We start from the raw sequence: 24738 nt of genomic DNA, 5'->3' as shown, positions 1-24738 counted from the left end.
GAGCAAGGCTCTTGGGTCCGATGCATCAGGAGATCCTGCTGCACCAAGCCCTCCCCTTGCCTTCAAAGATCGTGAATTTCTGGGCGCAGGTCGGGGCTTTTGCTCGAACCGAATTCGGACTTTGCCCGGCTACTGGCCTGTGCCCCTGAATCGGGGCTGGCCTTCAGGGGAGCTTGATGGCCTGGTAGGCCGCCATGCAGTTCATGGGGATTGCTGTCTTAGCCACGCTGCAACGCCAACCCCGCATGCTCGCGCAGCGGATGGAAATGGATCTTCGGAAACCGCTCCTGCGCCAATCGCACGTCATAGGGTGACGTGCACAGATAGGCCAGCGTGTCGGCCGCATCGCGCGCCATGCGCAGCGGGTAGGCGTTCTCGAATTCGCGCAGTTCGCCCGGCGTGTCGGCCGTGATCCAGCGGGCGGCCGTGTACTGGCAGCCTTCCAGACGGATGTCGCAGTCGTATTCGGTGTTCAGGCGGTGCTGCACCACTTCGAACTGCAGCTGGCCCACGGCGCCCAGCAGCATGTTGCCGCCGGCTTCGGGCTTGAAGACCTGGATGGCGCCTTCCTCGCCCAGCTGCATCAGGCCCTGCTGCAGCTGTTTGGTGCGCAGCGGGTTCTTGAGCACCACGGTCATGAACATTTCAGGGGCGAAGAAGGGCAGGCCCGTGAATTGCAGGCTCGCGCCGTCGGTGATGGTGTCGCCCAACTGCACGCCACCATGCGTGGTGAAGCCGATGATGTCGCCCGCATAGGCTTCTTCGACGGCTTCGCGGCGCTGGCTCATGAAGGTCACGACCGAGGTGGGGCGCAGTTCCTTGGCGGTGCGCTGCACCTTCATCTTCATGCCGGGCGTGTACTTGCCCGAGGCTACGCGCACGAAGGCGATGCGGTCGCGGTGGTTGGCATCCATGTTGGCCTGGACCTTGAAGACCACGCCGGAGAAGCCTTCGTCCTCGGGGTGGATGATCTTTTCCACAGGCTGCTTGTTGACCAGCAGCGAGCTTTTGCGGGGGCCGGGCGGGGGCGACATGTCGACCACGGCATCCAGCACTTCCATGACACCGAAGTTGTTCACGCCCGAGCCGAAGAAGACCGGTGTGAGCTTGCCGGCCAGGAAGGCCTCATGGTCCCAGGGGGCCGAGGCGCCCTGGGCCAGTTCCATGCTGTCGAGCGCGTCGTCAAAGGCCTGCCCGAAGCGCGCACGCAGCTTGTCGGCCTCGGCCAGGGGAATGGCCTCGAAGTCCTGGGGGCGGCGTTCGCTGCCGGGCTGGAACACCGTCATGGTCTGGGTGAGCAGGTTGATGATGCCGCCGAACTGCTTGCCCTGGCCCACGGGCCAGGTGACGGGGCAGCAGGGCATGCCCAGCTCGCGCTCCACTTCGTCAAGAATGTCCAGCGGATCGCGCACTTCGCGGTCCATCTTGTTGACGAAGGTGATGATGGGCGTGTCACGCTGGCGGCAGACCTCGATCAGGCGGCGGGTCTGCGATTCGACGCCGTTGGCGGCGTCGATCACCATCAGCGCCGAGTCCACGGCCGTGAGCACGCGGTAGGTGTCTTCCGAGAAGTCCTTGTGGCCCGGGGTGTCGAGCAGATTGACCACATGGTCGCGGTAGCTCATCTGCATGACCGAGCTGGCCACCGAGATGCCGCGCTGCTTTTCGATTTCCATCCAGTCGGAGGTGGCATGGCGGCTGGCCTTGCGGCCCTTGACGGCGCCCGCGATCTGGATCGCGCCCGAGAACAGCAGCAGCTTCTCGGTCAGCGTGGTCTTGCCCGCGTCGGGGTGGGAAATGATGGCAAAAGTCCGGCGGCGCCGGGTTTCAGAGGCGTATGACACAGTATTGAAAGCGCAGAGGCAGGGCGGTGCCTGCCAGAAAAGGGAGACGTAATGTCTGTCGCGGGCGGCCATTGGGGCATGGAGCCAAGCGAGGCCGCAAATGGCCGCCATTCTACTTTCGCACCGGGAATATCGGCGAACAGGGATGTAAGTCGTGTCCCTGGTTTCTTGATGCCGTCTTGATACGGCACGTCGCAATCTCAATCCGCTTTTGACAGCCCCGGCCCTAGAGTTTTCCCCATCGCAACAACAGGTGCCGCCATGCGGCGCCGATGCGGGAGAAATCCCTATGACCCTGACCGAAATCACCGGATGGCTGGGCGCCCTGGGCGCCCTGGCTGTGTTTGTCTACCTCGGATACGCATTGCTGCGGCCCGAACAGTTCTGAGGTGGCGCAGATGCAAGACCTGATCTTTATCGCCCTGAGCCTGGGCTGCTTCGGGGGCCTGCTGGCCTTCGTGGCGGCGCTGGGCCGGATTTGACTGCCTGAAAGGAGACCTCCATGTGGTTGACCTGGATGGAATATGCACTGGTGCTGCTGCTGATGACGGCGCTGGCCGTGCCCATGGGGCAGTGGCTGGCACGCTGCTTCACGAGTGAGCACCATGCCTGGATCGAGCGGCTGAGCTTTCGCGCCCTGGGCGTGAACCCGGCCGAGCGCATGGGCTGGCAGCGCTACGGGCTGGCGCTGCTGCTGTCCAACGGCGCCATGCTGCTGCTGGGCTATGCGCTGCTGCGCCTGCAGGGCTGGATGCCGCTCAATGCGCTGAGCAATGCGGCGCAGACACCGGACCTGGCCTTCAACACGGCCGTGTCCTTTGTGACCAATACCAACTGGCAGGCGTATTCGGGCGAGAGCAGCCTGTCCAACGCCACGCAGATGGTGGCCATCACCTTCATGATGTTCGCTGGCGCGACCACGGGCGTGGTCGCCGCGGCGGGTGTCATCCGCGGCCTGGCGCGCTCCAGTGCCTCGGACCTGGGCAACTACTGGGTGGACTATGTGCGCATGCTCTGGCGCGTGATGCTGCCGCTGAGCTTTGTGGTGGCCCTGGTCTATGTGTGGCAGGGTGTGCCTCAGACGCTGGATGGCCAGGTCTGGGCGACGACGCTGGAAGGCGCTCGCCAGCAGATTCTTCTCGGCCCCGTGGCCAGCCTGGAGAGCATCAAGCACATCGGCACCAACGGTGGCGGCTTCTTCGGCATGAATGCTGCCCATCCGTTCGAGAACCCCACGCCGCTGACCAACGCATTCCACATCCTGGGCATGCTGCTGATCCCGTCGGCGCTGACCTATGCGCTCGGCTCCATGCTGCTGCGCCGTCGCCAGGGCTGGGTGCTGTTCGGCGCCTGCCTGGTGATGTTCGTGGGCTTTCTGGCGCTGGTGTTCACGGCCGAGCAGGCCGGCAATCCGCTGCTCACGGCCGCAGGTGCCGACCAGCAGATCAGCGCCACCCAGCCGGGCGGCAACATGGAGGGCAAGGAGCTGCGCTTCGGCATCGCCGATACGGCGCTGTTCGTGACCACGACCACGGCCGCGACCACGGGCTCGGTCAATGCCATGCATGACTCGCTGACGCCCCTGGGCGGGCTGGTGCCGCTGGCGCAGATGATGCTCAACTGTGTGTTCGGCGGCGACGGCGTGGGCCTGATCAACCTGCTGCAGTACGCCATCCTCACGGTTTTCCTGGCCGGCATGATGATCGGCCGCACGCCCGAGTTCCTGGGCAAGAAGATCGAGGCGCGCGAGATCAAGCTGGTGATGCTGGCCGTGATGGCGCACCCGATCTCCATCCTGGGCTTCACGGCGTTGGCTGCGGTCTGGCCCGACACCATGGCCAGTCTGACCAACCGGGGGCCGCACGGCTTCTCGGAGGTGCTCTATGCCTATGCCTCGGGCACGGCCAACAACGGTTCGGCCTTTGCGGGCCTGAATGCGAACACGCCGTTCTTCAACACCACCATCGGCCTGGCCATGCTGGCTGGCCGCTATCTGACACTGCTGCCCATGCTGGCCCTGGCCGGCAGCCTGGCGGCCAAGCCCACCGTGCCTGCGGGGCCGGGCACCTTCCCGACGGCCACGCCGCTGTTCATGGGCTTGCTGGTCTTCGTGGTGGTAGTGGTCGGTGGACTGACCTTCCTGCCTTCGCTGGCCCTGGGTCCTGTGGTCGAGCAACTGCAGATGCTGTCAGGACAGGTCTACCCCTGAACACCCCTGAGCCCGTTTTTTTCCTGGCCGCCTGCTGTGCCTGACACAGCAGCGCGGCGGAGGTTTCCGAAATGCAAGTTCAAACACACACTTCCGGCCCGTTGCCGGTGCTGCGCACCGATGCGCAGGTTCCATCCCAGACCGATGCCGGCGGGCTGCGCTCGCTGTTCGGCCCCAGCCTGCGGTCGGCGCTGTTCGTCGCCGTGGTCACGGGCCTGGCGTATCCGCTGGTCACCACGCTCGTGGCCCAGGCCGCGTTTCCCAAGGCCGCCAATGGCAGCCTGATCACGCGCCAGGGCTCGGTCGTGGGCTCGGCCCTGATCGGGCAGGAGTTCGCTTCGCCCCGTTATTTCCAGGGTCGGCCCAGCGCCACCACGGCGCCGGATCCCGACAAGGCCGATGCCACGGTGGCCGCGCCCTACAACGCCGCGCTGTCGGCCGCCACCAACCAGGGGTCGACCCACGCGGCGCTCAAGGAGTCCGTGGCGGCGCGCGTGGCGGCCTACCGCGAACTCAATGGTCTGGCTGCAGATGCCGCTGTGCCTGTGGATGCCGTGACGGCCTCGGCCTCCGGCCTGGATCCGCACATCTCTGTGGCCAATGCCGAGCTGCAGCTGCCGCGCGTGGCACGCGAGCGCCAGCTGCCTGTGGCCAAGGTCCAGGAACTGCTGCGCCAGCAGATGCAGCCGCGCGTTCTGGGCCTGCTGGGTGAGCCGCGCGTGAACGTGCTGCAGTTGAATCTGGCGCTGGACGATCTCTCGGCCGCGACGCTGCAGCCTGCGGCAGCCAATGCCGCCAAGGAGTAAGCCATGTCGCGCAAAACTGCTTTGTCCCTGTTCGATCCTTCGCTGGTGCGCCAGGCGCTGGGTGACTCCATCCGCAAGCTGGCACCGAGCGCGCAATGGCGCAACCCGGTGATGTTCGTGGTCTATCTGGGCGCCATCTTCACCAGCCTGCTCTGGGCCCAGGCCCTGGCGGGCGAGGGCGAGGCGCCTGCGGGCTTCATCCTGGCCATTGCGCTGTGGCTGTGGTTCACCGTGCTGTTCGCCAATTTTGCGGAGGCGCTGGCCGAGGGGCGCAGCCGCGCCCAGGCCGCGAGCCTGCGCAGCATGAAGCGCAGCACGGTCGCCAAGAAGCTGGAGCAGGCCAGCTACCAAAGCCGCTGGCATCCCGTGGGTGCGGAAGAACTGCGCTCGGGCATGTGGGTGCTGGTCGAGGCCGGCGACACCATACCGCTGGACGGCACGGTGATCGAGGGCGTGGCCTCGGTGGACGAGAGCGCCATCACCGGCGAATCGGCCCCCGTGATCCGCGAGGCCGGCGGCGACTTCTCTTCGGTCACCGGCGGCACGCGCGTGCTGTCGGACTGGCTGGTGGTGCAGATCACCGTGAACCCCGGCGAGTCCTTCCTGGACCGCATGATCTCCATGGTGGAGTCGGCCCGCCGCCACAAGACGCCCAACGAACTGGCGCTGACCATCTTGCTGGTCGGACTGACGCTGCTGTTCCTGCTGGTCATCGTCACGCTGCGGCCCTATTCGGCCTTTGCGGTGGAGCTGACGGGCAGCGGGCAGGTCGTGGGACTGACGGTGCTGGTCGCCCTGCTGGTGTGCCTGATCCCGACCACCATCGGCGGCCTGCTGTCGGCCATTGGCGTGGCAGGCATGAGCCGCATGATGCAGGCCAACGTGATCGCCACTTCGGGCCGCGCCGTGGAGGCGGCCGGCGACGTGGACGTGCTGCTGCTGGACAAGACCGGCACCATCACGCTGGGCAACCGCCAGGCCAGCGAATTCCTGCCCGCTCCCGGCGTGACGGCCGCGCAGCTGGTCGATGCGGCGCAGCTGGCATCACTGGCCGACGAGACACCCGAGGGCCGCAGCGTGGTCGTGCTGGCCAAGGAAATGCATGGCCTGCGCGAGCGTGACCTGGCAACCCTGCATGCCGTCTTCGTTCCCTTCACGGCCCAGACGCGCATGAGCGGCGTGGACATGCCGCAGCCCGACGGCGGCACGCGCAGCCTGCGCAAGGGCGCGGCCGACGCCGTGCGCCGCCACGTCGAAGCCATGGGCGGCAAGTTCCCGCCCGCCATGCTCAAGGTGGTGGAGGATGTGTCGCGGCGCGGCAGCACGCCGCTGGTGGTGGCCGATGGCGCCCGCGTGCTGGGCGTGATCGAGCTCAAGGACGTGGTCAAGCACGGCATACGCGAACGCTTTGCCGAGCTGCGCCGCATGGGCATCAAGACCGTGATGATCACGGGCGACAATCCGCTCACGGCCGCCGCCATTGCGGCCGAGGCCGGCGTGGACGACTACCTTGCCGAAGCCACGCCCGAGGACAAGCTGCGCCTGATCCGCGAACACCAGGCCGCAGGCCGCCTGGTGGCCATGACCGGCGACGGCACCAATGACGCACCCGCACTGGCCCAGGCCGACGTGGCCGTGGCCATGAACAGCGGCACCCAGGCGGCCAAGGAAGCCGGCAACATGGTGGACCTGGACAGCAACCCGACCAAGCTCATCGAGGTCGTGGAGACCGGCAAGCAGATGCTGATGACGCGCGGTGCGCTGACGACCTTCAGCGTGGCCAACGACGTGGCCAAGTACTTCGCCATCATCCCGGCCGCCTTCGTGGGCACGTATCCGCAGCTGTCGGCGCTCAATGTCATGGGACTGGCCAGCCCGGGCTCGGCCATCCTGAGCGCCGTGATCTTCAACGCGCTGATCATCATCGTCCTGATACCGCTGGCCTTGCGTGGCGTGCCCTACCACGCCATCGGCGCCTCGGCCCTGCTGCGGCGCAACCTGCTGGTCTACGGGCTGGGGGGCCTGGTCGTCCCCTTCATCGGCATCAAGCTGATCGACATGCTGCTGGTGGCTTTCGGCCTGGCCTGATCTTTGGCGGCAAGCCTGCCCGCCCGGGCAGGCACCGCCTTGCTTTCTCTGTACAAAAACCAAGATGAAATCCGTTTCTTCCATGACGGCCGCTTGTGCCGTCCCCCGTTTCTTCCCCCGTGCCTCGCTGGCTGCACTGTTGTCGCTGGCGGCTGCGTCCTGCCATGCCCAGGCCGAGACCTCCCCCGTCAACGCTGCCAGTGCCGATGCCCAGCAATCGCCCGCACCCGCCTACGCGCTCACCGGCAGCGTGGCGCTGCTCAGCGACTACCGTTTCCGTGGCATCTCGCAAAGCTGGATGGGGCCGGCGCTGCAGGGCGGGCTGGAGCTGTCGCTGCCGCGCGGCGCCTACCTGGGCGTGTCCGGCTCCAGCGTGTCGCGCCACAGCTATCTGGACGGCCGCGCGCTGGAGCTTGACCTGTACGGCGGCTGGCGCACCGAGCTGCTGCCGGGCTGGACGGGCGACATGGGCCTGCTGCACTACAACTACCCCGGCGCGCGCGTGCCCCGCGGGGATGGCAGCGGCGGCGTGCGCTACGACACCACCGAGGCCTATCTGGGCGTCACCCACGGCGGCTTCAGCGCCAAATGGTCGCTGGCGCTGACGCCTTACTTCGGCCTGCGCGACAGCACGGCGGCCACGGCCTTTGCCGAGGCACTTCCCGGCAGCGGCAGCTCACGCGGCAGCAGCTATCTGGACCTGAACTACCAGCATCCGTTGGGCGACTGGGCGGTGCTGGGCCTGCATGCCGGCCACACGCAGGTGCGCAACTACAGCGAACTGTCGTACGCCGACTGGCGCGTCTCGCTGGCCCGCAGCTGGGGGCCATGGACGGCCACGCTGGCCTGGGCCGGCACCTCGGCCGACACGCGCTACTACCGCGCGGCCAATGCGGCAGGCCAGATGCAAAGCCTGGGCCGCAGCGGCTGGGTGCTGTCGCTGTCGGCGGCGTTCTAGTGTGGGGGCACGCTCTGGTGCTAGGCTGAGAACCATGCCCATTTCGTCCTCTGCCGAGCCGGCGCCGCCCGGTCTGCCGCGCCCCGATCCCGACGCCCTGGTCGCGCGCCTGCGCCATGAGCGGGCGCAGGAGGGGCGGGGCAAGCTGCGCATCTACTTCGGATCGAATGCAGGCGTGGGCAAGACCTACGCCATGCTGGCCGCCGCCCAGCGCGAACGCCAGGGGGGCCGCGAGGTTCTGGTGGGACTCGTGGAAACCCATGGCCGCAAGGAAACGGCGCAGCAGCTGCATGGCCTGGAGCAACTGCCGCTGCGCGAGCTGCCGCACCAGGGACGGACGCTGCGCGAGTTCGACCTGGATGCGGCGCTCGCGCGGCGTCCGCGCGTGCTGCTGCTCGATGAACTGGCGCACAGCAATGCGCCAGGCTCACGCCATCCCAAGCGCTGGCAGGACGTGCAGGAGCTGCTGGACGCAGGCATCGATGTCTGGACCACGATCAACGTGCAGCACCTGGAAAGCCTGAACGACGTGGTGGGCGGCATCGTCGGCATCACGGTGCGCGAGACCGTGCCCGACCAGATCTTCGACGATGCCGACGAGGTCATCGTCGTCGACATCTCGCCCGACGAGCTGCTGCGCCGCTTGAAGGACGGCAAGGTCTACATGATGGAGCAGGCCGAGCGGGCCTCGCGCAACTTCTTCAGGCGCGGCAACCTGCTGGCGCTGCGCGAGCTGGCACTGCGCCGCACGGCCGACCGCGTGGACGAGGACATGCGCGACTACCGGCGCGAGCGCTCCATAGGCACGGTCTGGCCTGCGCGTGAGCGCCTGCTGGTGGCCGTGGCAGGTCATGCGGGCGACGACGCCCTGGTGCGCCAGGTGGCGCGCATGGCACGCCGGCTGGATGCTGGCTGGATGGTGGTGTACGTGGACGCGCCCCAGCGCCAGCACCGCCCACGCAGCGTGCAGGCCGCCGTGCTCAAGACCCTGGCCCTGGCCGCACGCCTGGGGGCCGAGACGGCCACGCTGCCGGGCGCCGATGTGGCCGAGGCCCTGGTTGCCTTCGCGCGCGAGCGCAACGCCAGCCGCCTGGTGCTGGCCCAGCCGCCGCGCCCGGCATGGTCGCCCTGGCGCTGGTGGGGCCGCAGCCTGCCCGACCGCATCGTCCAGCTGCATCCCGACATCGACGTGCTGGTGCTCTCCGGGGGCTCCAGCGCGGCCCGGACCGAGGCCGCGCCTGCCGCACCGCTGCGGCGCAGGCCGCTGCCCTGGAAGGGCTATGCCGGCGTGACCCTGGCCTGCTTGACCGCCACGGTGCTGGCCGAGCAGCTGCTGCGCATCTTCGACCCGGCCAACGTGGTGATGCTGTTCCTGCTCATCGTCGTGCTGTCTTCGTTGCGCTGGGGGCGTGGCCCGGGCGCCTGGGCGGCGCTGCTGTCGGTACTGTGCTTCGACTTTTTCTTCGTGCCCCCGCGCGGTTCCTTCCATGTCAACGACACGCAGTACCTGTTCACCTTCGTGCTGATGCTGGGCGTGGCCCTGGTCTGCGGCCAGCTCATGGCGCGGCTGCGCCACGAGGCGCGCGTGGCGGCCGAGCGCGAGCGGCGCGCGGGCGCCCTGGCGCGGCTGGCGCGCGACCTTTCGGGCGCGCTCACGCAGGAGCAGGTGGTGGAGATTGCGCTGAGCACGGTCTCGGGCGTGTTCGACGCCCAGGCCGGGCTGCTGTTGCCCGATGCCGACGAGCGCCTGCGCCCCGCCGGCGGCGGCTCCTGCCCCATGGACGACAGCATTGCGCGCTGGGCCATGGACCACGGTCAGCAGGCCGGCCAGGGCACGGACACGTTGCCGGCCGCGCCGGCCCGCTACGTGCCGCTGGCGGCGCCCGTGCGCATGCGGGGCGTACTGGTGCTGCAACTGCGTGCGCCCCAGCGCCTGGAGGTGCCCGAGGAGCAGCGCCTGCTGGAGGCGTGTGCCAGCCAGGTGGCGCTGGCGCTGGAGCGTCAGCACTTCGTGGCCGTGGCCCAGCAGACCCAGATCGCCATGGAGGGCGAGCGCATGCGCAACACCTTGCTGTCGGCCGTCTCGCACGACCTGCGCACGCCGCTGACCACCATCCTGGGCGCGGCCGAGGCCGCGCAGCGCCATGTGCCGCCGGGCGGCGCAGCCGACATGCTGGAGCAGGTCCGCATCCAGGCCCAGGCCATGCAGCGACTGGTGGAGAACCTGCTGGACATGGCGCGCCTGCAGCAAGGCGGCGTGCACCTGCAGCGCGAATGGCTGCCGATGGATGAAGTGGTCGGCAGCGCGCTGCGCCAGATGCGCGCGCGCCTGCACGAGCATCCCGTGAGCACCGACGTGCCCGCCAGCCTGCCGCTGCTGCAGCTCGATCCCGTGCTCATGGAGCGCGTGCTGGTCAACCTGCTGGACAACGCCGCCAAGTACACGCCGGCCGGCACGCCGCTGACCATCCACGCACGCGAACAGGACGGCGAGGTGCTTGTGGCCGTGCAGGATGGCGGGCCCGGCCTGCCGCCACACCTGCCCGTGGAGACGCTGTTCGAGCCCTTCACGCGCGGCACGGCCGAGTCCACCGTCTCGGGCATAGGCCTGGGGCTGGCGCTGGTGCGCAGCATTGTCGAGGCCCATGGCGGGCGCATCGAGGCCGCTGCCGCGCGCCCAGGCCCCGGCACCGTGTTCACGCTGCGCTTTCCGGTGCCGGAGCAGCCATTGCTCGATTAGAGTCTTGCGCCATGAGCACGCCCACCAACCGCATCCTGATGATCGAGGACGACCCCGGCATCCGCCGCTTCGTGCGCCTGGTGCTGGAGGACGAGGGCTGGCAGGTCTTCGAGGCCGACAGCGCGCGCCGGGGCCTGATCGAGGCGGCGAGCCGCCAGCCCGATCTGGTCATCCTCGACCTGGGCTTGCCGGATGCCGACGGCAAGCAGGTTCTCACCGAGCTGCGCGGATGGTCCTCCGTGCCCGTGCTCGTGCTCTCCGCGCGCGAGCGCGAGGACGAGAAGGTGGCCGCCCTGGACGCCGGCGCAGACGATTACCTGGTCAAGCCTTTCGGTGTGCCCGAGCTGCTGGCCCGGCTGCGCGTGATGCTGCGCCGCCGCCAGCAACTGGGGGCCGCAGGCGGCGCAGTTGCATCCAGCCAGGTGCACTTCGGCCAGGTGCAGGTGGACCTGGCCACGCACGAGGTGCGGCGTGCGGGCCAGCCGGTGCACCTCACGCCCATCGAATTCCGCCTGCTGGCGGCGCTGATCGCCGCCCAGGGCCGTGTGATGACCCACCGCCAGCTGCTGCTGCAGGTCTGGGGACCCGAATACCTGGGCCGTGCCCATTACCTGCGCGTGCACATGGCCAATCTGCGCCAGAAGATCGAGGACGAGCCGGCCCAGCCGCGCCACCTGGTGACCGAGCTGCAGGTGGGCTACCGGCTTGTGGGGCTGGGCGGTGAGGCATCCCCGGGATCGGTATAATCAGCGCCTCTCCGAGGAGCGTTGCAGCAGGCCCATTCACCAGATGCGGTCTGCGAGGCTCGGAGTCATACCTGCAACGACGCTCGCCCACGCTTTCTGTGCGGTGAGCTTTTTTTCGTCTCCCGCAGAACGTGGTTTTTCATTCATCTTTTGGAGAAAACCATGAACGCTGCTGTTCGTCCCGTTTCCGCCGACACGGCCATCGCTGACATTTCCCTCGCCGCCTGGGGCCGCAAGGAAATCCTGATCGCCGAAACCGAAATGCCCGGCCTGATGGCCACGCGCGAGGAATTCGCCGCGGCACAGCCGCTCAAGGGCGCGCGCATCGCCGGCTCGCTGCACATGACCATCCAGACGGCCGTGCTGATCGAGACGCTCAAGGCCCTGGGCGCCGACGTGCGCTGGGCCTCGTGCAACATTTTCTCGACGCAGGACCATGCCGCCGCCGCCATCGCCGCCACGGGCACGCCCGTGTTCGCCATCAAGGGTGAATCGCTGGCCGACTACTGGGACTACACCCACCGCATCTTTGAATTCGGCGCCGCCGGTACCGAAGGCGAAGGCCCCAACATGATCCTGGACGACGGCGGCGATGCCACCATGCTGCTGCACCTGGGCATGCGCGCCGAAAAGGACCTGTCCGTGCTGGACAACCCCGCCTCCGAGGAAGAGAAGATCGCCTTCGCCGCCATCCGCGCCAAGCTGGCCCAGGACCCCACCTGGTACACGCGCAAGAGCGCCCACATCATCGGCGTGACCGAAGAGACCACCACCGGCGTGCACCGCCTCAACGAGATGTCGGCCAAGGGCACGCTGAAGTTCCGCGCCATCAACGTCAACGACTCCGTCACCAAGAGCAAGTTCGACAACCTCTACGGCTGCCGCGAATCGCTGGTGGACGGCATCAAGCGCGCCACCGACGTGATGATCGCCGGCAAGGTCGCCGTGGTGGCCGGCTACGGCGACGTGGGCAAGGGCTGCGCCCAGGCGCTGCGCGCGCTGTCGGCCCAGGTCTGGGTCACCGAGATCGATCCCATCAACGCCCTGCAGGCGGCCATGGAAGGCTACAAGGTCGTGACCATGGAGTGGGCGGCAGACAAGGCCGACATCTTCGTGACCACCACCGGCAACCGCGACATCATCCGCCACGAGCACATGGTGGCCATGAAGAACGAAGCCATCGTCTGCAACATCGGCCACTTCGACAACGAGATCGACGTCGCCTCCATCGAGCAGTACCAGTGGGAAGAGATCAAGCCCCAGGTGGACCACATCACCTTCCCTGACGGCAAGAAGATCATCCTGCTGGCCAAGGGCCGCCTGGTGAACCTGGGCTGCGCCACCGGCCACCCCAGCTTCGTGATGAGCGCCTCGTTCGCCAACCAGACCATCGCCCAGATCGAGCTGTTCACCAAGCCCGATGCCTACGAGGTCGGCAAGGTCTACGTGCTGCCCAAGATCCTGGACGAGAAGGTTGCCCGCCTGCACCTGAAGAAGGTTGGCGCCATGCTGACCGAGCTGACGGACGGCCAGGCTGCCTATATCGGCGTGAGCAAGCAGGGGCCCTACAAGCCCGAAACTTATCGCTACTAAGCACCCCCTGAGGCGCTGACGCGCCTTCCCCCTCTCTATCCGCTTCGCGGGGGAGGGGGACGACGCCCTCGCTGCGGGGCGGCCCTTGCTTGGCGTCCCTGAGTTGGGTCGCGCCGGTTTCGGGCATTAGTCAACTGAGATTTCCTGGAGCGACGCTATGCGCGCAGATGTATTTTTGGTGGAAGCCGGCCATGCGGCCACGCGCTCGCAGGCGCAGCGGCTGATTGCGGGTGGCGTGCAGTGGCGCATGACGCCGCTGACGCCTTGGAAGAAGGTTGCCAAGAACGGCGACGAGATTCCCGCGGGTGCCGAGCTGCAGTTGCTGGACGGGGCCGAGGCCCGGTTCATCTCGCGCGGCGGGCTGAAGCTGGAAGGCGCGCTGGCGGCCACCAAGTTGTCGGTGGATGGCCTGCGCTGCCTGGACGTGGGCCAGAGCACGGGCGGTTTCACCGACTGCCTGCTGCAGGCAGGCGCCGCCCAGGTCATCGGCGTGGACGTGGGCCATGGCCAGCTGCATGACCGGCTGCGCTCGGATGCGCGCGTGATCTGCGTCGAAGGCGTCAATGCCCGCGCGGTGACGGCAGAGGGCCTGCAGGAGGCCTGCGAGGAAGTGCTGTCCGAACGCTGGGAAGAAGATCCCGACGACAACGACACCCAGCCCGTGGCGCCCTATGCCTGGATGCGCAACGGCGGCGTGGTCGACGAGGACTACGACGACAGCGACGACGCCAAGGAAAACGAGATCGAGGCCTTCAAGGCCGAGCGCGCGGCCAAGGGCAAGGCGCGCGATGAGGGCACGGTGGCCACGCAGCGCCGCCGCCGCGCCGAGTTTGCCGACGTGGACATCACGCCGCAGTTCGACTTCGTCACGGGCGATCTGTCCTTCATCTCTCTGACCCTGGTGCTGCCGGCCGTCACGCGCCTGCTCAAGCCGCATGGCCAGCTGCTGATGCTGGTCAAGCCGCAGTTCGAGCTGCAGCCGGGCCAGGTCGGCAAGGGCGGCATCGTGCGCGATGCGGCCCTGTTCACCGAGGTGGAGCAGCGCATCCGCACCTGCCTGGGCGAGCTGGGCCTGGAGGTCAAGGGCTGGATGGAGTCGGCCATCGAAGGCGGCGACGGCAACCGCGAATTCTTCGTGCATGCCCAGCAGGCGGCCGTGGTGAAGGAGCCAGAGCAGCCTGAAACGCAGGACGACGACGAGCCCCGCTCGGCCGTGAAGGCCGCTCCTAAGCCGGCCGCGCCTAAGCGCGTGTCCCGCACCGTGCTGCGCGAGCAGCGCAACGAGCGTGTGATTGACACCAGTACCGAGTTCGGCGTGCCCGGTCCGGGCCGCGCCAAGCTGCGCAAACGCAACGAATGAAACACTGAGCAGCGAGTCTTACATGAGCTTTCCGATCAGCTTCGAGTTCTTCCCGACCAAGACGCCCGAGGGCGCGACCAAGCATGTGCAGGTGCGCAAGAACCTCTATGCGCGCAAGCCCCAGTTCTGCTCCGTCACCTATGGCGCGGGCGGCTCCACGCAGACGGGCACCTTCGCCATGGTGCGTGACATCCAGAACGAAGGCGTCAGCGCGGCATCGCATTTCTCCTGCGTGGGCGCCACGCACGACAAGGTGCGCGCCGAACTGCAGGAGCTGAAGGCCATGGGCGTGCGCCGCATCGTCGCGCTGCGCGGCGACCTGCCCAGCGGCTATGGCCTGGGTGGCGAATTCCAGTACGCCAGCGATCTCGTGGAATTCATCCGCCGCGAGTTCGGCGACTGGTTCCACATCGAGGTGGCGGCCTACCCGGAGGTCCATCCGCAGGCGAAATCCCCACAGTCCGATCTGGATGCGTTTGCGGCTAAAGTGCGCGCTGGCGCGGATTCCGCGATCACCCAATATTTCTACAATGCCGACGCCTACTGCCGTTTCGTTGATGCGGCGCGCGGCATGGGGCTTGATGCACCGGTTGTTCCCGGCATCATGCCCATCACCAGCTCTACGCAGCTGATGCGCTTCTCGGACGCCTGCGGCGCCGAGATCCCGCGCTGGATCCGCCTGCGTCTGCAGGCTTACGGAGATGACACGGCGTCCATTCGCGCCTTCGGCCTCGATGTCGTGTCCCGTCTATGCGAGCAGTTGCGCAGCCAGGGCGCTCCCGGGCTGCACTTCTATACGATGAACCAGAGCGTCGCCACGCTGGAAATCTGCGATCGATTGGGCCTTTGAGCGCGCAGCCACTGCGCCGGCCCCGGGCGACCCTCTAGAACTTGGGAACGGTCAGGCGTTCCCTGGAGGTTTTTGCCCATGGATCGTGGTTTTCGACGCCTGCACTGGCGCTGGCTGGCCATGTGCGCCATCACCGCCACCCTGGCCGGCTGCGCGCCGGCTCCCGTGGCACAAAGCGATGCCGAGTCCGGCGCCCTGACCGCAGGTGCGGCGGCAATGGATGAAGGCCAGACGCCAGCGGCCGTGCCCTCGGCCGGCAAGCGCGGTGGCCGCACATCGCGGGCCGCGCAGCCGGCCGGCAAATCCCCGGATGCCAAGCCCTCCGAGTCGGCCTCGCCCGAAGACAGTGCCGAGGCTCCCTCCAATCCCGACTTCGCCCTCGTGCCCTCGCGCGACAGCGACCAGCAAGGCCTGGCCTCCTGGTATGGCCCGGGCCTGCATGGCCGGCTGACCGCCAGCGGCGAGCGTTTCGACAAGGAAGAATTGACGGCCGCGCACCGCAGCTTTGCCTTCGGCAGCCGCGTCTGCGTGCGCAGCGCCGCCACGGGCAAGACAGTGGTGGTGCGCATCAACGACCGCGGGCCGTTTGCGCCTGGCCGCGTGATCGATCTGAGCCAGGCCGCAGCGCAGGAGCTGGGCATGGTCGGCCTGGGCATCAAGCCCGTGGAGCTGTGGCAGCTCGACGATGGTGAGCAGGAATGCCCCGAAACCCTGGTCACGGCCAGGAAGGCCAAGTCCATCGAGAAGACGCAGCAGGCCAAGGCACAGGCACAGACAACACAGGCACGGACCCGGGTTCAGGCCAAGGCGCCGGTGCGTCCGCGTGTCCAGGCCAAGGCGCCTGCCCCCAGGCCCAATGCACGCACGGCCGTGGCCAGCCGTGCCGTCCCTGCCGCCAAACCGGTGGCGAAGGCTGCGGCGCCCGCCGCTGCCCTGTCCACCGCAGTGGCCTCTGCGGCCTCGAACGCGCGCTGAACGGGCTCAGCCGCCGGATTCGAGCGTGAAGGCCGCGTTCTCGTCCTGACCGAGCAGCTTGACCAGTTGCGGCATGGCCGGCTTGAGCTGTTCCTTGAGATTGAACGGCGGATTGATCAGGAACATGCCGCTGGCCGGCAGGCCGCCGCGCTCCGAGGTCTTGTTGCTCTTGACCGTGAGCTCCACATGCAGCCAGCTCTTGCCGGCCTTGGTGGTCATGGTCTTCAGGCGGCGCGGCAGATCGTGCGCCTCGGGGCGCGGGATGATCGGATACCAGAACGCATACGTGCCTGTGGCAAAGCGCTTGAGGCTGTCGGCCGCCATGTCCAGCACCTTGGCGTAGTCGCTCTTGAGCTCGTAGCTGGGGTCGCACAGCACCAGGGCTCGGCGCGACGGCGGCGGCAGGAATTTCTTGATGCCCTCGAAGCCGTCCTCGTGCAGCACGGCCACCTGGCGGCCGGCTTCGAGCTGGGCAATGTTGCCGGCCAGCGAGCGCATGTCGGTGGGATGCAGCTCGAAGACCTTGAGCTTGTCGCGCTCCTGCACGCGCAGCAGGGACTGGATGATGAACGGCGAGCCCGGATAGTTGCGCAACTGCGCTCCCTGGTTGAAGGAACGCACCGAGGCGATGTAGGCCTGCAGCACCGGGGCCAGCTCGGACTCCTTGGCCTGGGCCAGGCGCAGGATGCCGTCTGCGGCCTCGCCGCTCTTGTTGGCATAGTCGCCGTCCAGACGGTACAGGCCGGCGCCGGCGTGCGTGTCCAGCACCGTAAGGGCGGCCTCCTTCTGGAGGAGGTATTGCAGGGTGGCGATCAGCACGGTGTGCTTGAGCACATCGGCATGGTTGCCTGCATGGAAGGCGTGGCGGTAACTGAACATAGGCGTGATGGTAACCAGCCGCGCTGGCGGGTGGACACCCATGGCGGCTGCAAGGTTGCCCGGCGCTGGCGCCTCGCGGCGAGGGCTGCCGGGGACTTGCGGATCGGGGGGATGGTGCGGTTGCGCCAGTTTTGTATAATGGCGGGCTTCGCAGCGATTTTATGGGTCCCGCGGCGAAGTTTACATCCCCGCCTAAGAGGCTTCCTTTTTGAAGAAGCACCGACCGCGGAAAAGGGCCCGCCAAACCTTTCTTGAAAGAGAAAACTCATGTCTACATTCAGCGCAAAGCCCGCTGAGGTGCAACACGAGTGGTTTGTGATTGACGCCACCGATAAGGTGCTCGGACGTGTCGCCAGCGAAGTGGCACTCCGTCTGCGCGGCAAGCACAAGGCCATTTACACACCTCACGTTGACACCGGCGACTTCATCGTCATCATCAACGCCTCCAAGCTCAAGGTCACCGGCACCAAGAACCTGGACAAGGTGTACTACCGCCACTCTGGTTTCCCCGGCGGCATCACTGCCACCAACTTCCGCGACATGCAGGCCAAGTTCCCCGGCCGCGCTCTGGAAAAGGCCGTCAAGGGCATGCTGCCCAAGGGTCCCCTGGGCTACGCAATGATCAAGAAGCTCAAGGTGTACGGCGGTGCTGAGCATCCCCACACCGCCCAGCAGCCCAAGGCTCTGGAAATCTAAGGAGACCTAGATGATTGGTGATTGGAACAATGGCACCGGCCGTCGCAAATCCAGCGTCGCACGCGTGTTCCTGAAGAAGGGCTCCGGCAAGATTACCGTGAATGGCAAGGACATTCAGGAATACTTCGGCCGCGAAACCTCGATCATGATCGCAAAGCAGCCCCTGGCTCTGACGAGCAACCTGGAAGCTTTCGACATTCAAGTGAACGTCCACGGTGGTGGTGAATCCGGCCAGGCCGGCGCTACCCGCCACGGCATCACCCGCGCCCTGATCGACTATGACGCAGCGCTCAAGCCCGTCCTGAGCCAAGCCGGCTTCGTGACGCGTGACGCTCGTGAAGTCGAACGTAAGAAGGTCGGCCTGCGCTCCGCACGCCGCGCCAAGCAGTTCTCCAAGCGTTAATCCGCTGGCACTGCAGGAAAGTCCCCCGGGGCTTTCCCCAGAAAAAAACCGCCTTTGCCGGCGGTTTTTTTCTGGGCGATGCAAACCTTTCTCATTCAGTGGGCAATGCCCCCACTTGCACTGTCGTCAAGCCGGCAGCCCCGGGAATTCCCGAGCCCTTTGCTGTACCATTCGGGCCAATTGAGAACTTCGGAGTATCCCCATGAGCGCCGTCGCAGAAATCACCGAAACCACCACCGCCGAAATGCCCACCCCGATCGTCTTCACCGACAGCGCAGCTGCCAAGGTGGCCGATCTGATCGCCGAGGAAGGCAACCCTGACCTGAAGCTGCGCGTGTTCGTGCAAGGTGGCGGCTGCTCGGGCTTCCAGTACGGCTTCACCTTCGACGAGATCACCAACGAAGACGACACGACCATGACCAAGAATGGCGTGTCGCTGCTGATCGACGCCATGAGCTACCAGTACCTGGTGGGTGCCGAGATCGACTACAAGGAAGACCTGCAGGGCGCGCAGTTCGTGATCAAGAATCCCAACGCGTCCACCACCTGCGGCTGCGGATCGAGCTTCTCGGTGTAAGCCTTGTCGGCCGCGCTGCAGTGAAGCCCGCAGCAGCCCGCCGCACAACACCCCACCAACCGCCGCGCAGCAATGCGCAGGCGGTTTTTTAACGCCTGCGCCCTCCCTGCCTTGCCATGATTCCTGAAGACAAAAGCGCTTCCGCCTCCACCACATCCTCCTCGCGTTCGGTGCTCCTATGGCTCGTGGCCATCGGCTTTTTCATGCAGACGCTGGATGGCACCATCGTCAACACCGCGCTGCCCACCATGGCCGAGGCCCTGGGCGAGAGCCCGCTGCGCATGCAGTCCGTCATCGTCGCCTATTCGCTGACCATGGCCATGCTGATCCCGGCATCGGGCTGGATGGCCGACCGCTTCGGCACGCGGCGCGTCTACCTGTGGGCGATTGCGCTGTTCGTGCTGGGATCGGTGCTGTGCGCGATTGCTCCCAACCTGCAGCTGATGGTGGCCGCACGCGTGCTGCAGGGCATGGGCGGTGCGCTGCTCATGCCCGTGGGCCGGCTGGCCGTGCTGCGCGCCTTCCCGCGCGAGCAGTTCCTCAAGGCCATGAGCTTCGTGGCCATCCCCGGCCTGGTCGGGCCGCTGATCGGCCCCACGCTGGGCGGCTGGATGGTGGAGTACGTGAGCTGGCACTGGATCTTCCTGGTCAACGTGCCCGTGGGCCTGATCGGCCTGGCCGCTACCTTGCGCTTCATGCCCGTGGGCGACCGCTTCGCCGTCAAGCGCTTCGACGGCGTGGGCTATGCGCTGCTGGCCTTCGGCATGGTGGCCGTGTCGCTGGCGCTGGACAGCATGTCGGGCAAGGGCATCCATGGCGCCATGGTCTTCGTGCTGCTGATCTTCGGCCTGGCCAGCCTGGCTGCCTACTGGCTGCACGCACTGCGCCGGCCAGACCCGCTGTTCGCCCCCGAGCTGTTTGCCGTGCGCAGCCTGCGCGTGGGCCTGCTGGGCAACCTGTTCTCGCGCCTGGGCAGCTCCTGCATGCCCTTCCTGATCCCGCTGGTGCTGCAGGTCTGCCTGGGCTTTTCGCCGCTGCAGGCCGGCATGATGATGCTGCCCACGGTGCTGGCCAGCATGGCCATGAAGCGCCAGACCACCACCCTCATCCAGCGCATCGGCTACCGCCGCGTGCTCATGGGCAACACCCTGGTGCTGTCGCTGATGATCGCCAGCTTCGGCACGGTCTCCACGGCGCTGCCGCTGTGGGTGGTCATCGTCCAGCTGCTGATCTTCGGCGCCACCAACTCCATGCAGTTCACGGCCATGAACACCGTCACGCTCAAGGACCTGGATGCCGGCAACGCCAGCAGCGGCAACAGCCTGCTGTCCATGGTGCAGATGCTGGCCATGGGCATGGGCGTGGCCGCCGCAGGTGCGGTGCTGGCCGGTTTCAGCGAATGGTTCGGCGGCGATACGCCGCAGCACACCCTCAATGCCTTCCGCGCCACCTTCGTCTGCATGGGCGCGGTGACGCTGGCCTCGACCATGATCTTCTCGCAGCTGGGCGACGATGAGGATGTGCGGCCCAAGCCTTTGGAGCCGGCCGAGCACGAGTGAGGGCTGTGCATAGCTTTTGAACCCTGAACCGCTGCAATCCACACTTTTGTTGCGGGTTTACCCTTGTTTTTGGCAAGGATATATGGCAGCCCGCATAGGAAATATCGAGGCCGTCTTATGCGTTTGGGCGGGGCTGGACTTAATCTCGGGTACATCCGCAGGACTTACGCAAGCAAGAACGCAAACACGCCATCGCCACAGGGCCAGCGGCTTTCTTCCTCGGAATTTGCGTAAGTCGTGATCCGAACAGTCCACGCACCAGCAGTTGCCCCCACGAGCATGAGCCAGAGCCCCAGTTCCCAACCCATCCGCTTCTATCACCGCGGCCAGATCGTCGAGGTACAGGGGCCGCATCCCACGCGCTCGGTGCTCGACTGGCTGCGCGGCGACGCGCGCTGCACCGGCACCAAGGAGGGCTGCAACGAAGGTGACTGCGGCGCCTGCACCGTGGTCATCGCCGAGCTGGCCGAAGACGGCGCGCCCGACGCCGTGGGCGGCCTGCAGCTGCAGACGGTCAATGCCTGCATCCAGTTCCTGCCCACGCTGCACGGCAAGGCGCTGTTCACGGTGGAGGACGTCAAGGGCCAGTGCGCCGGCAAGCAGGGCTGTGCCACGGGCAAGCCCGCAGGCGGTGCCGAGCTGCACCCCGTGCAGCAGGCGCTGGTGGACTGTCACGGCTCCCAATGCGGCTTTTGCACGCCGGGCTTCGTGATGTCGCTGTGGTCGGCCTACGAGCACCACCAGCAGGCCGGCACGCGTCCCTCGCGCCAGCAGCTGGCCGACGAGCTGTCGGGCAATCTGTGCCGCTGCACGGGCTACCGTCCCATCCTGGACGCAGGCCAGCGCATGTTCGACCTGCCCGCCACGCGCATGGCCACCGAACCCGTGGTGCAGGCGCTGCAGGGCCTGCGCGCGCAGGATGCCGGCTTGGACTACGCTGCGCCCAACGCCGCCCAGGGCGGCCGTGTGGACAGCTTCCACGCTCCGCGCACGCTGGACGAGCTGGCCGCCGTGTGCGAGGCCAAGCCCCGCGCTCGCCTGCTGGCAGGCTCCACCGATGTGGGGCTGTGGATGACCAAGCAGTTCCGCGACCTGGGCGACATCGTCTATGTGGGCGACGTGGCCGAGATGAAGCGTGTCGAGGAACGCCACGGCGAAGGCAGCCTGGACGGCGGCGAGCTGTACATCGGCGCCGGTGCCTCGCTGGAATCGGCCTGGTCGGCGCTGTCGCAGCGCTTCGAGGGGCTGACCGATGTGTGGCTGCGCTTTGCCTCCGTGCCCATCCGCCATGCGGGCACCATGGGCGGCAACGTGGCCAATGGCTCGCCCATTGGCGACTCCCCGCCCGTGCTGATGGCGCTGGACGCGCAGATCGAGCTGCGCAAGGGCGCACGCGTGCGCCGCATGCCGCTGCATGACTTCTACCTGGACTACATGAAGAACCAGCTGGAACCGGGCGAGTTCGTGCAGGCACTGGCCGTGCCGCTGGACGCTGCACGGCGCCAGACCCGTGCCTACAAGATCAGCAAGCGCTTTGACTGCGATATCTCGGCGCTGTGCGCGGGGCTGGCCATCGAGCTCGATGGCGAGGTGGTGAAGTCCGCCCGCCTGGCCTTTGGCGGCATGGCCGCCGTGGTCAAGCGTGCGGCCCTGGCGGAGGCGGCCATCGTGGGCCAGCCCTGGGACCAGGCCGCAGTGAAGGCCGCCCAGGCCGCGCTGGCCCAGGACTTCAAGCCCATGTCCGACATGCGCGCCAGCGCCGACTACCGGCTCAAGGTGGCGCAGAACCTGCTGCAGCGCCTGTGGCTGGAGACACGTCTGCAGCAGCCGCTGCCGCTGCAGGCCACCAGCGTCTGGAGCGTGATGCCCCACGCAGTGCACCAAGGAGCCTGAAATGAACCGCCCCATCGACCCTTCCCTGCTGCACTCGTCCGAGGCCTTTGCGCATTACCTGAAGAACGCCGCCTTCCGCGTGGACGAGCGTGCCGAGGCCGGCGCCCACACCCAGGGCCAGCGCGTGGGCATCAGCCGCCCGCATGAATCGGCCCATCTGCATGTGGCCGGCGAGGCCGCCTACATCGATGACCTGCCCGAGCTGGACGGCACGCTGCACTGCGCGCTGGGCCTGTCTCCCGTGGCCAATGGCCGGCTCAATGCGCTCAGGCTGGATGCCATCCGCGCCATGCCCGGCGTGGTGGCCGTGCTCACCGGCGAGGACATTCCCGGCGTCAACGACTGCGGCTCCATCATCCACGACGACCCCATCCTGTGCAGCGGCGAGATCCGCTACCTGGGCCAGCCGCTGTTCGCCGTGATCGCCGAAAGCCGCGAGGCGGCGCGTCTGGCTGCGGCCCAGGCCAAGGCGGCGGCCGACATCACGGCCGAGCCGCCCGTGCTCACGCCCCAGCAGGCGCATGAGCTGGGCCAGTACGTGCTGCCGCCCATGCACCTGGCGCGCAGCACGAATGAAGGCGGCGCGCGCCGCGCCATGGACGAGGCGCCGCACCGCCTGAAGTCCTCGTTCTACGTGGGCGGCCAGGAGCAGTTCTACCTGGAAGGCCAGATCAGCTACGCCATTCCCAAGGAGGACGGCGCCGTCCACCTGTACTGCTCCACCCAGCACCCCAGCGAGATGCAGCACCTGGTGGCGCATGCGCTGGGCGTGGCCTCGCACGCCGTGCATGTGGAGTGCCGCCGCATGGGCGGCGGCTTCGGCGGCAAGGAGTCGCAGTCGGCCCTGTTCGCCTGCGTGGCCTCGGTGGCCGCGACGCGGCTGCGCCGCCCCGTCAAGCTGCGCCTGGACCGCGATGACGACTTCATGATCACGGGCCGCCGCCACTGCTTCTGGTACGAGTACGAGGTGGGCTACGACGACGAGGGCCGCATCCTCGGCGCCGAGATCTCCATGGTCTCGCGCGCCGGCCACTCGGCCGACCTGTCCGGCCCCGTGATGACGCGCGCGCTGTGCCACTTCGACAACACGTACTGGCTGCCCGATGTGTCCATGCACGGCTACTCCGGCAAGACCAATACGCAGAGCAATACGGCGTTCCGCGGCTTCGGCGGCCCGCAGGGCGCGATCGCCATCGAGAACATCATGGAGACGGTGGCGCGCGAGCTGGGGCGCGATGCGCTCGATGTGCGCCGCGTCAACTTCTACGGCAAGACCGAGCGCAATGTCACGCCCTATAGCCAGGTCGTGACCGACAACGTGATCCACGAGCTGGTGGCCGAGCTGGAGACCTGCAGCGACTACCGCGCGCGCCGCGATGCCATCGCCGAGTTCAACGCGGCCAGCCCCGTGCTCAAGCGCGGCCTGTCGCTGACGCCGCTCAAGTTCGGCATCTCCTTCAACGTCAAGCACTTCAACCAGGCCGGCGCCCTGGTCCATGTCTACAACGACGGCTCCATCCTCGTGAACCACGGCGGCACCGAAATGGGCCAGGGCCTGAACACCAAGGTGGCCCAGGTCGTAGCGCATGAGCTGGGCGTGGGCTTCGGTCGCGTGCGCGTCACGGCCACCGACACCACCAAGGTGGCCAATACCTCGGCCACGGCGGCATCGACGGGGGCCGACCTCAACGGCAAGGCCGCGCAGGACGCGGCGCGCCAGATCCGCGAGCGCCTGGCCGCCTGCGCCGCAGAGCGCCATGGCGGTCGCGCGGAGGACGTGCGCTTCGCCAACGACCAGGTCCACGTCAACGGCAAGGTGCTGGACTTCAAGGCCGTGGTGGGCGAGGCCTACATCGAGCGCGTGCAGCTGTGGTCCGACGGCTTCTATGCCACGCCCGGCCTGTCGTGGAACAAGGACACCATGCAGGGCCGGCCCTTCTTCTACTATGCCTACGGCGCCGCCGTGAGCGAGGTGGTGGTGGACACGCTGACCGGCGAGTTCAAGCTGCTGCGCGCCGACGTGCTGCACGACGTGGGCCGCTCGCTGAACCCGGCCGTGGACGTGGGCCAGGTCGAGGGCGCCTTCATCCAGGGCATGGGCTGGCTGACCACGGAGGAGCTGGTCTGGCATCCGCAAAGCGGCAAGCTCACCACGCACGCGCCCAGCACCTACAAGATCCCGACGGCCAACGACTGCCCGCCCGTGTTCAACGTGCGGCTGTTCGAGGGCGACAACTTCGAGGACTCCATCCACCGCAGCAAGGCCGTGGGCGAGCCGCCGCTGCTGCTGCCGTTCTCGGTGTTCTTCGCCATCCGCGATGCCGTCTCGGCCGCGGGCGGGCACCGCAGCAACCCGCCGCTGCAATCGCCGGCCACGCCTGAATCCATCCTGCGCGCCATCGAGGCCGTGCAGGCCGCCGGGAGCTGAGCGGACCGGCGCCGCCCCCTCATTCCTTGAATCCGCGCGCAGCGATGCGCGCAACCAGGTCCATGGCCGCCCGGCAGGGTGCCATGCCTTGTGCCGGCCTGGACAGCCGGTGCTCAACCCTGGGCGCTTTCACA

Annotated in this window: 19 protein-coding genes and 1 riboswitch; of the genes, 17 read left to right on the top strand and 2 right to left on the bottom strand. The window is 67.3% G+C overall.

Features of this window, described 5'->3' with window-relative positions; genetic code table 11:
- Window positions 1-218 precede the first annotated feature (218 nt).
- Window positions 219-1844 (bottom strand): peptide chain release factor 3, encoded by a 1626-nt coding sequence (locus ACN20X_RS28365; RefSeq protein WP_034348982.1) that lies wholly within the window; start codon window positions 1842-1844, stop codon window positions 219-221.
- Between the two features lie 289 nt (window positions 1845-2133).
- Here ACN20X_RS28365 and ACN20X_RS28360 point away from each other — a divergent pair, with 289 nt between their 5' ends.
- The 11 genes from ACN20X_RS28360 to ACN20X_RS28310 all read left to right on the top strand — a co-directional run bounded on the left by ACN20X_RS28360 (window position 2134) and on the right by ACN20X_RS28310 (window position 16169).
- Window positions 2134-2232, top strand: coding sequence for a potassium-transporting ATPase subunit F (locus ACN20X_RS28360; RefSeq protein WP_013800438.1), 99 nt, complete (start codon window positions 2134-2136; stop codon window positions 2230-2232).
- Window positions 2233-2346: 114 nt separating this feature from the next.
- Window positions 2347-4053 carry a potassium-transporting ATPase subunit KdpA gene (kdpA, locus tag ACN20X_RS28355; protein ID WP_016448469.1) on the top strand — a complete coding sequence of 569 codons (1707 nt, stop codon included), beginning with the start codon at window positions 2347-2349 and terminating at the stop codon, window positions 4051-4053.
- A 71-nt stretch (window positions 4054-4124) separates the two neighbouring features.
- A complete protein-coding gene (gene kdpC / locus ACN20X_RS28350; protein ID WP_016448468.1) occupies window positions 4125-4859 on the top strand; it encodes a potassium-transporting ATPase subunit KdpC in 735 nt (244 codons plus the stop codon).
- A gap of 3 nt (window positions 4860-4862) precedes the next feature.
- Window positions 4863-6947 (top strand): potassium-transporting ATPase subunit KdpB, encoded by a 2085-nt coding sequence (gene kdpB, locus ACN20X_RS28345; protein WP_016452759.1) that lies wholly within the window; start codon window positions 4863-4865, stop codon window positions 6945-6947.
- Between the two features lie 82 nt (window positions 6948-7029).
- On the top strand, window positions 7030-7905 hold the full coding sequence (locus ACN20X_RS28340) for a TorF family putative porin (protein ID WP_016452758.1): 876 nt from the start codon (window positions 7030-7032) through the stop codon (window positions 7903-7905).
- Between the two features lie 34 nt (window positions 7906-7939).
- Window positions 7940-10645: a sensor histidine kinase gene (locus ACN20X_RS28335; RefSeq protein WP_016452757.1), complete on the top strand. Its 2706-nt coding sequence runs from the start codon at window positions 7940-7942 to the stop codon at window positions 10643-10645.
- An 11-nt stretch (window positions 10646-10656) separates the two neighbouring features.
- A complete protein-coding gene (locus tag ACN20X_RS28330; protein WP_016448464.1) occupies window positions 10657-11391 on the top strand; it encodes a response regulator in 735 nt (244 codons plus the stop codon).
- Window positions 11392-11398: 7 nt separating this feature from the next.
- A riboswitch (S-adenosyl-L-homocysteine riboswitch) is annotated at window positions 11399-11483 on the top strand.
- 70 nt (window positions 11484-11553) lie between these two features.
- A complete protein-coding gene (gene ahcY / locus ACN20X_RS28325) occupies window positions 11554-12984 on the top strand; it encodes an adenosylhomocysteinase (RefSeq protein WP_016448463.1) in 1431 nt (476 codons plus the stop codon).
- Between the two features lie 157 nt (window positions 12985-13141).
- Window positions 13142-14344 (top strand): TlyA family RNA methyltransferase, encoded by a 1203-nt coding sequence (locus ACN20X_RS28320; protein ID WP_016452756.1) that lies wholly within the window; start codon window positions 13142-13144, stop codon window positions 14342-14344.
- A 22-nt stretch (window positions 14345-14366) separates the two neighbouring features.
- Complete coding sequence (gene metF, locus ACN20X_RS28315; RefSeq protein WP_016448461.1) at window positions 14367-15194, top strand: methylenetetrahydrofolate reductase [NAD(P)H]; 828 nt, start codon at window positions 14367-14369, stop codon at window positions 15192-15194.
- A gap of 78 nt (window positions 15195-15272) precedes the next feature.
- Window positions 15273-16169, top strand: coding sequence for a septal ring lytic transglycosylase RlpA family protein (locus tag ACN20X_RS28310; protein WP_016452755.1), 897 nt, complete (start codon window positions 15273-15275; stop codon window positions 16167-16169).
- A gap of 6 nt (window positions 16170-16175) precedes the next feature.
- Here ACN20X_RS28310 and ACN20X_RS28305 read toward each other — a convergent pair whose 3' ends face one another.
- Complete coding sequence (locus ACN20X_RS28305) at window positions 16176-17048, bottom strand: 23S rRNA (adenine(2030)-N(6))-methyltransferase RlmJ (protein ID WP_016448459.1); 873 nt, start codon at window positions 17046-17048, stop codon at window positions 16176-16178.
- 267 nt (window positions 17049-17315) lie between these two features.
- Between ACN20X_RS28305 and rplM the strand changes: the two genes are divergently transcribed.
- The 6 genes from rplM to xdhB all read left to right on the top strand — a co-directional run bounded on the left by rplM (window position 17316) and on the right by xdhB (window position 24604).
- A complete protein-coding gene (rplM, locus tag ACN20X_RS28300; protein WP_012207711.1) occupies window positions 17316-17744 on the top strand; it encodes a 50S ribosomal protein L13 in 429 nt (142 codons plus the stop codon).
- A gap of 10 nt (window positions 17745-17754) precedes the next feature.
- The gene (rpsI, locus tag ACN20X_RS28295) at window positions 17755-18147 is read left to right on the top strand and encodes a 30S ribosomal protein S9 (RefSeq protein WP_012207710.1); all 393 of its coding nucleotides are present in this window, start codon (window positions 17755-17757) and stop codon (window positions 18145-18147) included.
- Window positions 18148-18349: 202 nt separating this feature from the next.
- Window positions 18350-18724: an iron-sulfur cluster insertion protein ErpA gene (gene erpA / locus ACN20X_RS28290; protein WP_016448458.1), complete on the top strand. Its 375-nt coding sequence runs from the start codon at window positions 18350-18352 to the stop codon at window positions 18722-18724.
- Window positions 18725-18840: 116 nt separating this feature from the next.
- Entirely contained in the window at window positions 18841-20283 is a 1443-nt protein-coding gene (gene mdtD, locus ACN20X_RS28285; RefSeq protein ID WP_016448457.1) for a multidrug transporter subunit MdtD, read from the top strand.
- A gap of 279 nt (window positions 20284-20562) precedes the next feature.
- Complete coding sequence (gene xdhA, locus ACN20X_RS28280; protein ID WP_016452754.1) at window positions 20563-22176, top strand: xanthine dehydrogenase small subunit; 1614 nt, start codon at window positions 20563-20565, stop codon at window positions 22174-22176.
- Window position 22177: 1 nt separating this feature from the next.
- Complete coding sequence (gene xdhB / locus ACN20X_RS28275) at window positions 22178-24604, top strand: xanthine dehydrogenase molybdopterin binding subunit (protein ID WP_016452753.1); 2427 nt, start codon at window positions 22178-22180, stop codon at window positions 24602-24604.
- Window positions 24605-24738 lie beyond the last annotated feature (134 nt).

Source organism: Delftia sp. PX-1 (assembly GCF_055797465.1).
The sequence above is the reverse complement of the archived record's forward strand: the minus strand, read 5'-3'. Positions and strand labels throughout refer to the sequence as shown.

Coding starts and splice junctions, on each gene's coding strand:
- ACN20X_RS28320 (WP_016452756.1), top strand. CDS start 13,142: ATGCGCGCAGATGTATTTTTGGTGGAAGCCGGCCATGCGGCCACGCGC.
- kdpB (WP_016452759.1), top strand. CDS start 4,863: ATGTCGCGCAAAACTGCTTTGTCCCTGTTCGATCCTTCGCTGGTGCGC.
- erpA (WP_016448458.1), top strand. CDS start 18,350: ATGAGCGCCGTCGCAGAAATCACCGAAACCACCACCGCCGAAATGCCC.
- rplM (WP_012207711.1), top strand. CDS start 17,316: ATGTCTACATTCAGCGCAAAGCCCGCTGAGGTGCAACACGAGTGGTTT.
- xdhA (WP_016452754.1), top strand. CDS start 20,563: ATGAGCCAGAGCCCCAGTTCCCAACCCATCCGCTTCTATCACCGCGGC.
- ACN20X_RS28305 (WP_016448459.1), bottom strand. CDS start 17,048: ATGTTCAGTTACCGCCACGCCTTCCATGCAGGCAACCATGCCGATGTG.
- metF (WP_016448461.1), top strand. CDS start 14,367: ATGAGCTTTCCGATCAGCTTCGAGTTCTTCCCGACCAAGACGCCCGAG.
- ahcY (WP_016448463.1), top strand. CDS start 11,554: ATGAACGCTGCTGTTCGTCCCGTTTCCGCCGACACGGCCATCGCTGAC.
- ACN20X_RS28330 (WP_016448464.1), top strand. CDS start 10,657: ATGAGCACGCCCACCAACCGCATCCTGATGATCGAGGACGACCCCGGC.
- mdtD (WP_016448457.1), top strand. CDS start 18,841: ATGATTCCTGAAGACAAAAGCGCTTCCGCCTCCACCACATCCTCCTCG.
- rpsI (WP_012207710.1), top strand. CDS start 17,755: ATGATTGGTGATTGGAACAATGGCACCGGCCGTCGCAAATCCAGCGTC.
- ACN20X_RS28310 (WP_016452755.1), top strand. CDS start 15,273: ATGGATCGTGGTTTTCGACGCCTGCACTGGCGCTGGCTGGCCATGTGC.
- xdhB (WP_016452753.1), top strand. CDS start 22,178: ATGAACCGCCCCATCGACCCTTCCCTGCTGCACTCGTCCGAGGCCTTT.
- kdpA (WP_016448469.1), top strand. CDS start 2,347: ATGTGGTTGACCTGGATGGAATATGCACTGGTGCTGCTGCTGATGACG.
- ACN20X_RS28360 (WP_013800438.1), top strand. CDS start 2,134: ATGACCCTGACCGAAATCACCGGATGGCTGGGCGCCCTGGGCGCCCTG.
- kdpC (WP_016448468.1), top strand. CDS start 4,125: ATGCAAGTTCAAACACACACTTCCGGCCCGTTGCCGGTGCTGCGCACC.
- ACN20X_RS28335 (WP_016452757.1), top strand. CDS start 7,940: ATGCCCATTTCGTCCTCTGCCGAGCCGGCGCCGCCCGGTCTGCCGCGC.
- ACN20X_RS28340 (WP_016452758.1), top strand. CDS start 7,030: ATGACGGCCGCTTGTGCCGTCCCCCGTTTCTTCCCCCGTGCCTCGCTG.